Below are 12,231 nucleotides of genomic sequence, written 5' to 3' on the forward strand. Positions count from 1 at the left end.
CAAATAAAAAAACCCCGCATAAGCGGGGTTTTTGTTTTTCAGGGCAAGGCTAATTAAAGAGCCATTTCCTTCAGTTTTTTCAACGGACGAACTTTTACAGAAGTGCTAGCTGGTTTAGCTTTGAACATCACTTCTTCGCCAGTGAATGGGTTAATGCCTTTACGCGCTTTGGTCGCTGGCTTTTTCACGGTGGTGATTTTCAACAAGCCTGGCAGAACGAACTCGCCAATACCTTTCTTCTTAACATGGCCTTCAATTACGTTGGTCAATTCGTCCAACACTGACTGAACTTGCTTTTTGCTCAACTGAGTTGCATCAGCAATTTGTTGCAACATTTGAGTTTTGTTTTGACGCTCAGCAATTGGTTTAACAACTGCAGGAGCTGCTTTAACAGCAGGTGCTTTTTTCGCTGGAGCAGCTTTAGCTGGTGCTTTTTTGGCAGCGGCTTTTGGAGCTGGTTTGGCGGCAGCTTTTGGTGCAGCTTTAGCTTTGGCGGCAGGTTTTGCAGCGGCTTTAGCGGCAGCAGGCTTTGCAGCAGGAGTCTTTTTAGCAACCATGGTGGATTCCTTTATTTGAGATGATCGTTAGGTATGTTTATTCTGTAAGCAAGCGGCTCAATCGGTCGATGCGCTACTTGTGGCTCGCTCGAAAACCCCTGTTTTTCTAGGCTCAAAATACCTAGTGCAAGGATTGGAGCTATATATAAAGGATTAAAATGGAATCAGCAACAAAAAACTGGGCTAATTCCCGAAGAAAAGTGCAAATATTTGTGTTGAACGCGCTTTTTGCCGAGTAAATCTCGTTGTTCTGCACTCAATTAAATAAATGGCTAAATGAAGAGCTGTTGTAACTCGGGCTCGGGTTCGCCGTATTGCCAAATATAATCGAAGGTTTCGCGCAAGCGCTTTACTTCAATGGCGGCATTAAAATTTGCAAAACCTTTGTAGCTGGACTCATCATTTTTATAAAGAAGCGCATCTGTATCGCAGAGCATAAACCCCATGTCGGTGTTTTGTGGTTCTACAGTCAATTTGCGCAGCATAATTTTGCTGGAAAGACGTTGGTGAAGCTTTGCTAGCTGATGGCCAGTTTCCACCAGTTGTTTTGAATTCTTAACAAGAATTTGTACTTGTGCGTAACGGCTGGTGCGCGAGAAATTTGAAAGAGCTTCAACGAATTCAGAGCTGCCGTAAACGAGTTGATCCAAATCGCGGCTGAGGATTGCAATTGAGCGCCGTGTTTGTTGCACCAGCTTTAAGGACTCAACCTGAAAATCGCCCACCGAATGCAGCAAAAAAAGTTCAGGGCTGACAGATGATGCTTCACTCATAGTCTTCTCTTGCGTTGTGACCGCACCACATTTCAATGTGCGGAATACCTGCATCCATAAAAACTGAGCCGCGTGCCACAAACCCCAAGTGCTCGTAAAAGGCTTGGCGCTGGGTTTGTGCGTGCAAATAAATAGGGCAGCCCACATGATGTTCTTTGCAGTAGGCGACTAATTCGTGCATTAATTGCCGGCCAACACCGCTATGGCGGTGCGCTTTCAAAACCGCAACGCGGCCAATGTGCAGCAGAGACTGATTCTCCAGTAATAGGCGAGCGCAAGCAATGGCCTCACCCCGAGCATTTTGTACAAGAAAGTGAATCGCAGTTTCATCCTTGTCGTCCCACTCATCCGCTATAGGCACCTGTTGTTCTTGCATGAAAACTTGTTCACGAATAGCTCGTAGTTCCTGTCCATGTGTTTGCCAGTCAGTCGCGATAATTTTCATATTCTCAATATCGGCTACGTCAAAAAATTAGCATTAAAGCTCGTTACTCATTCATCGACCAAGAGTGTTTCCTGATTGATCAATTGGGTAATGACCGCACGATCATACAGGTCTTCAACTAAAGGTTTAATTTGTTCCCAGGTAATTTCGAGTTGCGCACAGACTAATTCAGCGAGTTCGCGGGAGCAGCAAAAAGCGTGGCCATCGGCAAACAATTGTGTTGAATCATTCTGTGTGTGAAATGCTAAACGCGCAGCAGGGTGACGCCATAACATTTGCCCTTCTGCCAGCGCTGCTTGCCAATCATCAGCCGTAATTTCGTCGTCGCTTTCGATGTCATCTTGCCCGTATTTGCGTTCAGTCATATGTTTGCCGAACCAATGGGCGATATTTTCCGCAGTGAAATGTTGCTTAATGATGTCCTGAATTTGCGCAATGGCGTCCGCGTTAATTTCGCCTGGGTTATCCTGAAGCTTCAGGTAAGGGTCACTAAACCGCAAATCATTATTTAAGCTTTGGGCGATGTCGTGGCTCAGTTCATCCACAATCGACGCATGGCTAGGCGCGCGGAATCCAATCGAATAGGTCATGCAGTCGCCTTGCGCAACGCCCCAATGTGCAACACCGGGCGGAATGTAAAGCATATCGCCGGGTTCAAGTACCCATTCGTCTTGAGTCTCAAAACTTTCCAAAATATGGAGCTGGGTGCCTTGCAGGTGAGGTGAATTTACATCGCACTGCTGGCCAATTTTCCAATGGCGTTTGCCAAGACCTTGCAATAAAAATACATCGTAGTAATCAAAATGCGGGCCTACGCTGCCTTGATCGGGCGCAAAGCTGATCATGATGTCATCCAGGCGCCAGTTAGGAATAAACCGGAAATTATCTAGCAGCAAATTTACTTCAGGCACCCATTGATCTACGGCCTGAACTAACAAAGTCCAATGAGTTTCAGGGAGTGATGCAAAAGTATCTTCATCAAAGGGACCATTGCGCAATTCCCATTTGGTCTTGCCGTTTTCCAGAATAATTCGCGATTCAACCTCTTCTTCCAGCGCCAAGCCTGCAAGCTCATCACCGTCGATAGGCGATTGGAAATTGGGGAATGCGTTACGAATTAATAAAGGTTTCTTTTGCCAGTATTCCAGCAAAAATTTTTGGATGGGCATATCGCCGAGATGGGTCAAAGGTATTGTCATTTTGTACTCGAATATTTCGTCTATTAAGTATCGTTTGTAGATGCTTGCCTGCCGCAGGCCTCACTTTTCTTTGCTTGTCCAAAGAAAAGTAAGCAAAAGAAAATACACCCAACTCGTTCGGTTTCCTGCGCGTTTCGGAAAATTGCCGTCGTTCCGGTGCGACATCCATGTCGCATCGTCACTAAAACGCACGTCCTGTGCGTTTTCCGGCAATTTTCCTCCAATGCTCGGCGAACTCGCATCGGACCCGATTGGTGCCATATCAAATGTGTAATGTTGTACTTTACTTTTTGATTTGGGTTACAAGTTAGTATTTAGTCTAGCGGGTAGCACAACTGTAAAAGAGTAAAGCTAATATTTTTCAATCCTAAGCTCCTGTTTGCCAGCTTAAAAATTGAGAATAGGGATTATTGTGTATGAATACCTTTTTGTTTGGCTTCAATAAAGCTCATATAAGTTACTTTTCTAAAAAGAACTTTAAAATCCTCGGTGCTACGCTTTCCTTCCCACAACTCTACATCTGGATTTTGACCCGCAAGGATTAACGCTATTATTTCAAATGATTCAAAATCAATGTCAGGACCAAAGTAGACGCCTTTTAACGCAGCAGCTGGATAAGTGAATTGAATATTCGCTTCATCGTGTATGCCTCTCCATTCTTTTTCATAACTCCAAGAGCTTGATTTTGTGCAAAATAAATTTAAGATCTCTGTTAAGTCATCCTCAAGTATTATATTGGTTAAGGATATCTTTGGCATTTTCGAGGTGTAAATTACTTTTCTGATTTGATTGAAGGGGATGTGCTCAGTGTCAAAGGCTAAGCAAAATCCTTTATAATTGCCACCGTAGCGTGACCACATTAATAAGTCGTTGTTTATCTCTGAAAAACATGTGACACCTCTTGTAGATAGAAAATTTTCACTATGATCTTGTAAGGCTTTTTTTGCTACATTGACAAAAAAACTTAGTAATTCATCGGCGCTAGATGATTTAAGGTGAAAAGTGACATGAGGAGGCAAGTTATTTTTTGCCAAATATTTTGCTCTAACTTTTTCAATTTCGTTTTTAGTAGGAGGCAAAATGCTTGCTTTTAATGCGCAATCGTAAGGGTCGTTAAAGTTTAAAGGTGAGCCGTAAAATATAGATTGAGCTTTAAGATTTTTTAAGCTCTGGACGGAAAAGGGTTCATATTTATATATAGTCTTAGGTTTCTTCATGGTTGTTATTTGTAAAAAGAGCCCTTAAGGGCTCTTTTGTTTGTCAGTTTAAATATCAAATCGCTTTAGCCTGCGCTACCGCATTCCCAATATAATTTGCGGGTGTTAGCTCACGCATGGCTTGTTTCGCATGCTCTGGAATATCCAAAGTCTCAACGAAGGCTGCCAATACTTCTTTAGTGATAGTTTGTCCGCGAGTTAATGCCTTCAGCTTCTCGTAAGGCTCATCAACATTGTAACGGCGCATAATGGTTTGAATTGGCTCGGCCAATACTTCCCAGGCGTTATCCAAGTCTTGCGCGAGGCGCGCGCGGTTAATTTCGAGTTTGCCCATGCCTTTTAAGGTTGATGCAAAAGCAATCATCACATAACCAAAACCAACCCCCATGTTACGCAATACGGTTGAATCGGTTAAGTCGCGTTGGAAACGAGAAATAGGCAATTTTTGCGCGAGGTGAGTAAATACCGCGTTGGCGATACCCAAGTTACCTTCGGAGTTTTCAAAATCAATCGGATTAACTTTGTGCGGCATGGTGGATGACCCCACTTCGCCCGCAATGGTTTTTTGCTTGAAGTAACCGTAAGAAATATAGCCCCAAATATCACGGTCGAAATCGATAACGATGGTGTTGAAACGCGCTATGGCATCAAACAATTCGGCGATGTAATCGTGTGGTTCAATTTGGGTAGTGTAAGGGTTCCAGGTTAAGCCCAAGCTCTCTACAAATTGTTGCGCGTTGGCTTGCCAATCCACTTCTGGATAAGCAGAAATGTGTGCGTTGTAGTTGCCTACAGCGCCGTTAATTTTTCCGAGTAATTCTACGTCTTTAACCAGTTTCAATTGGCGGCGCAGGCGCGCAGCAACGTTCGCCATTTCTTTACCAACGGTAGTTGGCGATGCGGTTTGGCCATGAGTGCGTGAGAGCATGGCGTCTTCCGCGTAATCATGGGCGAGTTTTACTACGCCATCGATAATCGCTTGCGCGTCTTTAATAAATTCTTCACGGCCTGCTTTCAACATCAATGCGTGCGAAAGGTTATTGATATCTTCTGAGGTACAGGCGAAGTGAACGAATTCCAATACCGCTTCTAATTCTGCATTGCCCGCGAATTTGTTCTTCAGGAAGTATTCAACCGCTTTAACGTCGTGGTTGGTGGTGCGTTCGATCGTTTTAACGGCTTGCGCATCGAGTTCACTGAAGTTTTCTACAATCGCATCCAGTTGTGCATTAGTTGCAGCGCTAAACGCGGGAACTTCAGGAATGCCTGCATGACGGCTGAGTTGTTGCAACCAACGAACTTCCACTTCTACGCGGAAACGAATCAAACCAAATTCACTGAAAATTTTACGCAATGCAATGGTGCGGTTGCCGTAGCGGCCATCAACAGGTGATACAGCATTGAGCGCGGTGAGTGTTGCAAAGGAGTCGTTGGATGTAGGAGCCATTCGGGTTCTCTTGAAAAGTAAAAATTAAAAACAAAAAATAAATTGGGCGGTTAGCAAAACAAGTAGGTGTTGCGCGCGTTTTGGTGCTTCATCTGGTGACGCGCTATCTCTTGGTAGCTCTTCGGCTAACTGTTCTCTGTTTTATACCTCTGCAAGAGAGGTTTGACCCTGTTTTGAAAAGGCCGCCATCATAACTGAAAACGCCTGATTTTTCAGGCGTTTTCACGGGTTCAGTAAGGTAATCCACTCAACAGCTTATCGACTTGCGATGCGATGGCTTTCCGCTGCAGGAGCAGCTGCCAGCGAGTTCCGCCCAACTGGCGCCACAGCATGGCAGAGCGTATGGCCGCTAATAGAAGTGCGCGTATTTGGCTGGCGATTCGCGGTTGTTGCAGGTAATTGTAGTCGCCCATCACCTGAATGCGAAAACGGAAGGTGCTTATGGTTTCGCTGTAGATTTGGCCTAGGTTGCCAACCACGTTGTCGTGGGTTGAGCTGAAGTGTTCTGCTTGGCTGGCGGCTTGTGACACGCGCGAGCCGATGGTGTTCATCATGTCGCGGCGGCCCGCCAGTTTCTTTTGCAAATGCAAAGCGCCCAAGGCGTAACGCATGGCTTCTTGATGTTTGTGGTTGCCGGCGAGCATATCGCGCAAGGCTTCCAAGCCGAGGCGCAGGTTTTGCGCGTTACCGCCGTAAACCGCGAGCGTGCTGGCCGGATTTAGGTCAAAGAGGCTTTCAATGCTGCACTTGTACGCGTCTTGCTGTGCAAAGCCAGTTTTGGCAACTTGGCTCACCAAAATAGTTGCTTGAACAACGCCCGCTAGCGCCAAGGTAATGTCTTGAAGGTTTTTACTCACAGTGAATACTCGTAGTTGCGTCTATGCAAGGAATTAGACGTTGTCCGTAGACTCAATCACAGCGCCGCCGAGGCACACATCGCCTTGGTAAAACACAACCGACTGACCGGGTGTGATGGCGCGCTGCGGGGCATCAAAAAGAACGTCTAAAGTTCCATCCGCCAGAATGGTTACGCGGCACGATTGATCTTCCTGCCGGTAGCGGTTTTTGGCGGTACAGGTAAAGCTAGATGAGGGCGTACCATCTGAATTTAAAGGCTTGTCGCCATTCGGCTCGCCGTTAATCCAATGGGCTTGCTGCGCGATGAGGTGATTGGTGTACAGCAGCGGGTGATCGGTACCTTGCACAACCACCAACACATTGCGATCCAAATCCTTGCGAGCCACGAACCAGGGCTCTTCGTTTGCGCCTTTAACGCCGCCAATTCCCAAGCCTTGGCGTTGGCCAATGGTGTGGTACATCAAGCCCGAGTGCTGGCCAATGACGGTGCCGTCCGGTGTTTGGATTTCGCCCGGTTGGGCGGGAAGGTATTGCTGTAAAAAGTCTTTAAAGCGGCGCTCGCCAATAAAACAAATGCCGGTGCTGTCTTTTTTGTTGTGGGTGACCAGGCCGTGTTCTTCGGCAATGCGGCGAACCTCAGGCTTTTCGATATCGCCCACCGGGAAAAGTGATTTGGCAAATTCCGCTTCGCCCACGGCGTGCAGAAAATAGCTTTGGTCTTTGTTTGGGTCCAAGCCCTTCAGCAAATAGGTGTGTCCATCGCGATCAGCGCGGCGAACATAGTGGCCAGTCGCGATGTAATCACCACCCAAAATTTTGGCGTACTCCAAAAACACCTTAAATTTGATTTCGCGATTGCACAGGATGTCCGGGTTAGGGGTGCGCCCGGCTTTGTATTCGGCAAGGAAGTGTTCGAATACGTTATCCCAATACTCAGCAGCAAAATTTGCGGTATGCAGTTTTATGCCGATCTTTTCACATACGCGTTCAGCATCAGCCAAGTCAGCTTTGGCCGTGCAATATTCGGTACCGTCATCCTCGTCCCAATTCTTCATAAACAGGCCTTCAACACGGTAGCCCTGTTGCTTGAGCAGTAATGCCGATACAGAAGAATCAACACCGCCGGACATGCCGACGATCACTAGAGGTTGAGCGGAAGATTGGGACATAAGACGAACTACAGCTGGGAAAGTGAGCTGCGCATTTTACGCGGGTTAGCCAACCACTTCCAAGGGAAAACGACGGCCTGCGCGGTAGTCTTCAATAATTTGCAGGGTCATGGGGCTGCGCAGCTGGTCTTTACGGGCAACCAGTTCTTCGTAAGTCAGCCAAACGGCTTCGATGATGCCGGTATCTAGCTTTCTGGTAGCGTCATGGGTCAGAGCTTCACCAATAAAGGTGGTGCGCATGTAGGTGACACCGTTGCTCGGCGCGGTGTAAAGGTTTACCCCCACAACGCCTGTTAATTTGATTGTCCACCCGGTTTCCTCCAGGGCTTCACGAATGGCGGCCTCGCACAGGGTTTCGTCGGGGTCCAAGTGGCCGGCAGGTTGGTTGTAAACCTCTTTGCCGTCAGCCTCTTCATAAACCATGAGGTAGCGATTATCGCGTTCAACAATGGTGGCAACAGTTACATGGGGTGCCCAAGTCATTTGGAGATCCTTAGTTTTATAAAGCAGCAATCCTAGCGTGTGTGTCTATACAAATTCCAGTAGATCTAAGCTCTACCTGAGTGGTGGATTAAAAATTGAGCTGCAGCAAGTACGAATCTAGCCTCCGTGAAGTTTTCTAAATGTGGCGCCCAAGTCCAAATGATGTGCAAGGGCAATCACAATGACGATGGCTATAACTACGGTGATTAAAACAAGTGCAGATTTTTTCATAATACGCTCCTAAGTTTATGGGTTGAATGGAATAGGGGTGTAGCAAAAATAGCTTTATAAAAATGCGAGAACTTCACGTAACTTAAAACGCGTTGCATATAACGCTGGTGCAATGCTAGCGGCAAACGCGCCCACAAAAACAAGAACAAGCCAAATCACTAAACCTTTTATTGAAAAGGCGAGGCTCAATGGTTGGAATGAAATATTACTGAGAGTGCGAGCCATTAATGTTGAAAACACAGTTGCAATTGGCAGGCTTAATACATAACTCAGTAGCGCAATTAAAAAGACTTCGTTGATTACCAGCGAAAAAATTGTGGCGTTTTCGGCACCCAAGCTGCGCATGACTGCAAACTCTCGTAACCGTTCACTGACATTGGTGCTCATCACGGTGGCCAAACTAAACAGGCCAGCTACACCCATGACTACAGCGATCATGACCAATATCAACACCATAATCATCAAGTGACCCTTGCCGCTTTGCTGGCGAAAATTTTCTGTAACAAGGTTGTTAATCGGCACACCCGCTTGTGCAAATTGCAATTTTAGTTGCGAGGCAATTTTCTCAAGATTGGCGGGCTCTGTGTTGTGCAATTGGACGCGAAGGCCATTTACCTTGTTCGATATCAAGGGCGCGTAAAGGCTTGCTCCCGTTAGTGGCTCTTCAATAATTCCGGCTAATTTGAATGTGCGATTTTCGTTTTGAATGTGAATATAAATTTCATCGCCAATGTTTGTGCCGGGAAAAAATTGATGGTAAGCCATTTGATTAATAACAATGTCATCTGCTTTTTGAAGCCAGTGCCCGCTCTGCATATTTAAAGACATGCTCCGCGTTTTTATTGGCAACCTAGTTAAACTCAAGCTTCCGTGCCCACCATCGGGATAGACCTCTTTTATAATTAATCCGTCAGGACGCGAAGCAGACGCGCTTGTCCGGTTAAAAAACTCCGTGTGTGCGATCTCTGGGTTTTTCTGCACGAGAGCTTGAATTGATTCGGTGAATTGCGTTTCAGGAATGCTGATATCAATTTGATACTGACGATGCTCATGAGCAGCAATTGCTAAATGGTTCCAGGACGATAATAAATTCCGGCTGGATAAAAAAGTCGCTCCAGTAAATGCCAATAGCAACAACGTAAAGCTTAATCGACCAGGGCGACGAGAAAGATTGCGCAGAACCATAGCCCACAAGGGCGATAAAAAATTGATAGATGTTTTGATGTTTGTTTCTGCAACACCATGGTCATCCAATGCAGCCCGTACACTTTTATTGGCTGCGCGGCGAATGGGGAAATATGCCAAAAACACCGGCAAGCCCACGCAAAAGGTGCCATTCAAAATCCACAAGCTTAGCGGAAGTGCATTGTCAACAATCTTAAGATTAAGTGAATCGGCTGTCATATTTACTAGCCCGCGACCAGCCATGATGCCTAGTGGAAAACCAATCATCACCGCTATTAAGCCTATGGCGGTTACCAAGGTTAAATAGAGTGCAGCGATTTGTGATGAGCTGGCGCCTAATGTCTTCATGATGCCAATTTGACGTACCTGCTGTGCAAGCATTCCCCACACGGTGGTTGCAATCAATAAAGCACCCAAAAAAACGGCCAGTAAACTGAACAAAAACAGCATATTCAAACCGGAGATCATTTGTGTTTGGTGGGGGTGCACATTCGGCGGTGGAATATGAATTTCATACACTTGAATAAACTCAGCGATATTTTTTATTGCATTTGCTGCAATCTTTTCTATGGCTGGGCGATTCATGTTTTCAGGCGCAACAGTCATTTTTAAATAGCGGCTGCTAACGGGTTCGTTCAATGCCTGAAAAGTCGCGCGTGAAATATAGCCATAAATCATGTGCTCGGTGTTGGCGGGCGCAAGGGCGGGGTCGTGCACTAACCCGCTGATCTTGAGATGGTGAGCAGATGTTTTTCCTTGGAGTTTAATGAAGTCACCCACCTCGAGCTTTGCAACTCCCAGCGCTTTGCGCTCTAATAATGTTTCACCTTCCGCTGGCCAGCTTCCTTGATCAAGTTGTGGTTTGTTAATGTGTAAATCACGTGGATCATCTGAAATAAAAATGAGTGCCGTAACCAATTCTTTTGGTGCCACCTCAACCTGAAAATACACTTTTTCGCCTATTTCAGCGTCGGTAATGAATGGATTTTTTCGCAATGCTGCCAAGGCCCTCGGTGATTCGTCAGTTCCGCCCAAAGTGTCTATTAAAAGATGTGCAGCCGCAGGATTGGTATCGAGATAATTTCTCTGCATTTCACGCGTCAGCACTTTGTAAGTGAGCAACATTGCGATAATGGCAGCGGAACATAGGGCTATGGCAATAATCATCATGGCAAAACGACCGGGCGTTGCAACCAAGTCGCCCCACAATTTGCGCAGTGCGGTTCTCATGGGGTTACTCCAACAATCGCGCCGTCTTTTAAGTGAATTACACGGTCCACGTGTTGGCTGATGTCCCGTTCGTGGCTTACGGCAATTAAAGTCTTCCCTTCACGCGCGAGTTCACCAAATAAAGTGAGAATTTCATTTGAGGTAACGGAATCAAGATTGCCCGTAGGCTCGTCGGCGACTATGAGTGGGGGATTGTTGGCAAGTGCACGCGCAATGGCAGCGCGCTGTTGTTGTCCACCAGAAAGTGCGGCAGGTAATTTATTCGCGTGTTCTGCAATGCCGACGCGCGCCAGCAGCTCAAGTGCGCGCGCTGATCGTTGTTTTCTTGAAAATTGTTTGCACAAATCCATGGGTAAAATGATATTTTCCAGGATTGTTAGCGTAGGTAGGAGTTGAAAAAATTGAAACACTATACCGACATTTTTGCCGCGCCATTGCGCCAACGCATTTTGGTTTAAGGCGGTGATGGATTGGTCTTGAATTAAAATTTCTCCGGAGGTGGGTGCATCAATTCCGGTAATTAAATTAATTAAAGTGGTTTTGCCGCTACCGGATTTGCCCACGATGGCGATTCGTTCACCGGCAGCAATTTCCAAATTGATGTTGTCTAATACATGGACTGGATTTGCAGCAGATTCATAGGATTTATATAAATTGGAAATTGAAACCAGTGATTGTGTCTTCAAGGTATTTTCTCGTCCCTATATTCAGTAAAAGGACAAGATAGTGTTTTTTGTTATACTCGCGAAGAACAAAAACGCCTGATTTGTTCGGTTTAATGGGAAGAGAAAAACTATGACAAAAGCGGAAAAGTTAAGCGCAAGGGAGCTGGTACTTGGTGCATTTCATTTGCTGTTGGTTGAAAAAGGCTACATCAATTTAACCGTACAAGATATCCTCAAAAAAGCAGGAGTCGGCCGCACAACTTTTTACGCTCATTTTACGGGTAAGGAAGATGTGTTGCGTAATTCCGTGGGGCAGCTGCGCAAATGGTTGGTGTCAGTGGTAGACGCGCAGGCGGGTTTTTTGTCATTTACCTTACCTTATTACCAACACATCATTAGTCATCATGAGATTTACGACCATCTTGTCGGTCGTGAAGAGTTTTACACCTTTGAACGTTATTTTATGCGCATGCTGACAGAACTGATTCTTTCAGAAATTCACTCTCCTAAATATTCTCCGGCGCAGCAAGCGAAAGTAGAATTGATTGCGCTGTACATCGCAGGCTCTATCTGGGCAACTAGTGCCTGGTGGTTGGAGCGTAAGCACTTGTCGGCGGAAGAAATGAATGATTCGTTCAGGAAACTGGTACTACCGGGATTAGAACAGAGTCTAAAAAATCTCTAATCCTCCCTCGCTGCGAAGCAGGGGAGGTTATTGAGCTTTATCTGGAGTCAATTCTCGGTTGGTTTTCGCGATGGTTTAACGATCACC

At 45.9% G+C, this 12,231-nt stretch carries 12 protein-coding genes; 1 reads left to right on the forward strand and 11 read right to left on the reverse strand.

The features are described from left to right. Positions 1–53 precede the first annotated feature (53 nt). The 11 genes from U1F02_RS06425 to U1F02_RS06475 form a co-directional block, all read right to left on the reverse strand. On the reverse strand, positions 54–557 hold the full coding sequence (locus U1F02_RS06425; protein WP_409989540.1) for an HU family DNA-binding protein: 504 nt from the start codon (positions 555–557) through the stop codon (positions 54–56). Between the two features lie 272 nt (positions 558–829). After that, positions 830–1,330 (reverse strand): hypothetical protein, encoded by a 501-nt coding sequence (locus U1F02_RS06430; RefSeq protein ID WP_409989541.1) that lies wholly within the window; start codon positions 1,328–1,330, stop codon positions 830–832. Continuing rightward, positions 1,323–1,775, reverse strand: coding sequence for a GNAT family N-acetyltransferase (locus tag U1F02_RS06435; RefSeq protein ID WP_409989542.1), 453 nt, complete (start codon positions 1,773–1,775; stop codon positions 1,323–1,325). Before U1F02_RS06435 ends, U1F02_RS06430 begins: the two co-directional genes overlap by 8 nt. 47 nt (positions 1,776–1,822) lie before the next feature. After that, on the reverse strand, positions 1,823–2,974 hold the full coding sequence (locus tag U1F02_RS06440) for a JmjC domain-containing protein (protein WP_409989543.1): 1,152 nt from the start codon (positions 2,972–2,974) through the stop codon (positions 1,823–1,825). 407 nt (positions 2,975–3,381) lie between these two features. Continuing rightward, positions 3,382–4,191 carry a DUF2971 domain-containing protein gene (locus U1F02_RS06445; protein ID WP_409989544.1) on the reverse strand — a complete coding sequence of 270 codons (810 nt, stop codon included), beginning with the start codon at positions 4,189–4,191 and terminating at the stop codon, positions 3,382–3,384. A gap of 55 nt (positions 4,192–4,246) precedes the next feature. After that, positions 4,247–5,638: an adenylosuccinate lyase gene (purB, locus tag U1F02_RS06450; RefSeq protein ID WP_409989545.1), complete on the reverse strand. Its 1,392-nt coding sequence runs from the start codon at positions 5,636–5,638 to the stop codon at positions 4,247–4,249. A 230-nt stretch (positions 5,639–5,868) separates the two neighbouring features. Then, entirely contained in the window at positions 5,869–6,495 is a 627-nt protein-coding gene (gene hflD / locus U1F02_RS06455; RefSeq protein WP_409989546.1) for a high frequency lysogenization protein HflD, read from the reverse strand. Between the two features lie 33 nt (positions 6,496–6,528). Beyond that, a complete protein-coding gene (gene mnmA / locus U1F02_RS06460) occupies positions 6,529–7,665 on the reverse strand; it encodes a tRNA 2-thiouridine(34) synthase MnmA (RefSeq protein ID WP_409989547.1) in 1,137 nt (378 codons plus the stop codon). A 45-nt stretch (positions 7,666–7,710) separates the two neighbouring features. Then, positions 7,711–8,148 carry an NUDIX hydrolase gene (locus U1F02_RS06465; protein ID WP_409989548.1) on the reverse strand — a complete coding sequence of 146 codons (438 nt, stop codon included), beginning with the start codon at positions 8,146–8,148 and terminating at the stop codon, positions 7,711–7,713. Positions 8,149–8,433: 285 nt separating this feature from the next. Then, the gene (locus tag U1F02_RS06470) at positions 8,434–10,794 is read right to left on the reverse strand and encodes an ABC transporter permease (protein WP_409989549.1); all 2,361 of its coding nucleotides are present in this window, start codon (positions 10,792–10,794) and stop codon (positions 8,434–8,436) included. Beyond that, a complete protein-coding gene (locus tag U1F02_RS06475) occupies positions 10,791–11,480 on the reverse strand; it encodes an ABC transporter ATP-binding protein (RefSeq protein ID WP_409989550.1) in 690 nt (229 codons plus the stop codon). The genes U1F02_RS06470 and U1F02_RS06475 overlap by 4 nt, the downstream gene beginning before the upstream one ends. Positions 11,481–11,589: 109 nt before the next feature. Here U1F02_RS06475 and U1F02_RS06480 point away from each other — a divergent pair, with 109 nt between their 5' ends. Beyond that, a complete protein-coding gene (locus U1F02_RS06480; RefSeq protein WP_409989551.1) occupies positions 11,590–12,144 on the forward strand; it encodes a TetR/AcrR family transcriptional regulator in 555 nt (184 codons plus the stop codon). Positions 12,145–12,231 lie beyond the last annotated feature (87 nt).

It is taken from the genome of Cellvibrio sp., assembly GCF_046347455.1.
In the GTDB taxonomy this organism is placed as follows: domain Bacteria; phylum Pseudomonadota; class Gammaproteobacteria; order Pseudomonadales; family Cellvibrionaceae; genus Cellvibrio.

Bases quoted from the DNA above. Each gene is read 5' to 3' on its own strand.
- U1F02_RS06425 (WP_409989540.1), bottom strand. From the start codon at position 557: ATGGTTGCTAAAAAGACTCCTGCTGCAAAGCCTGCTGCCGCTAAAGCC.
- U1F02_RS06430 (WP_409989541.1), bottom strand. From the start codon at position 1,330: ATGAGTGAAGCATCATCTGTCAGCCCTGAACTTTTTTTGCTGCATTCG.
- U1F02_RS06435 (WP_409989542.1), bottom strand. From the start codon at position 1,775: ATGAAAATTATCGCGACTGACTGGCAAACACATGGACAGGAACTACGA.
- U1F02_RS06440 (WP_409989543.1), bottom strand. From the start codon at position 2,974: ATGACAATACCTTTGACCCATCTCGGCGATATGCCCATCCAAAAATTT.
- U1F02_RS06445 (WP_409989544.1), bottom strand. From the start codon at position 4,191: ATGAAGAAACCTAAGACTATATATAAATATGAACCCTTTTCCGTCCAG.
- purB (WP_409989545.1), bottom strand. From the start codon at position 5,638: ATGGCTCCTACATCCAACGACTCCTTTGCAACACTCACCGCGCTCAAT.
- mnmA (WP_409989547.1), bottom strand. From the start codon at position 7,665: ATGTCCCAATCTTCCGCTCAACCTCTAGTGATCGTCGGCATGTCCGGC.
- U1F02_RS06465 (WP_409989548.1), bottom strand. From the start codon at position 8,148: ATGACTTGGGCACCCCATGTAACTGTTGCCACCATTGTTGAACGCGAT.
- U1F02_RS06470 (WP_409989549.1), bottom strand. From the start codon at position 10,794: ATGAGAACCGCACTGCGCAAATTGTGGGGCGACTTGGTTGCAACGCCC.
- U1F02_RS06480 (WP_409989551.1), top strand. From the start codon at position 11,590: ATGACAAAAGCGGAAAAGTTAAGCGCAAGGGAGCTGGTACTTGGTGCA.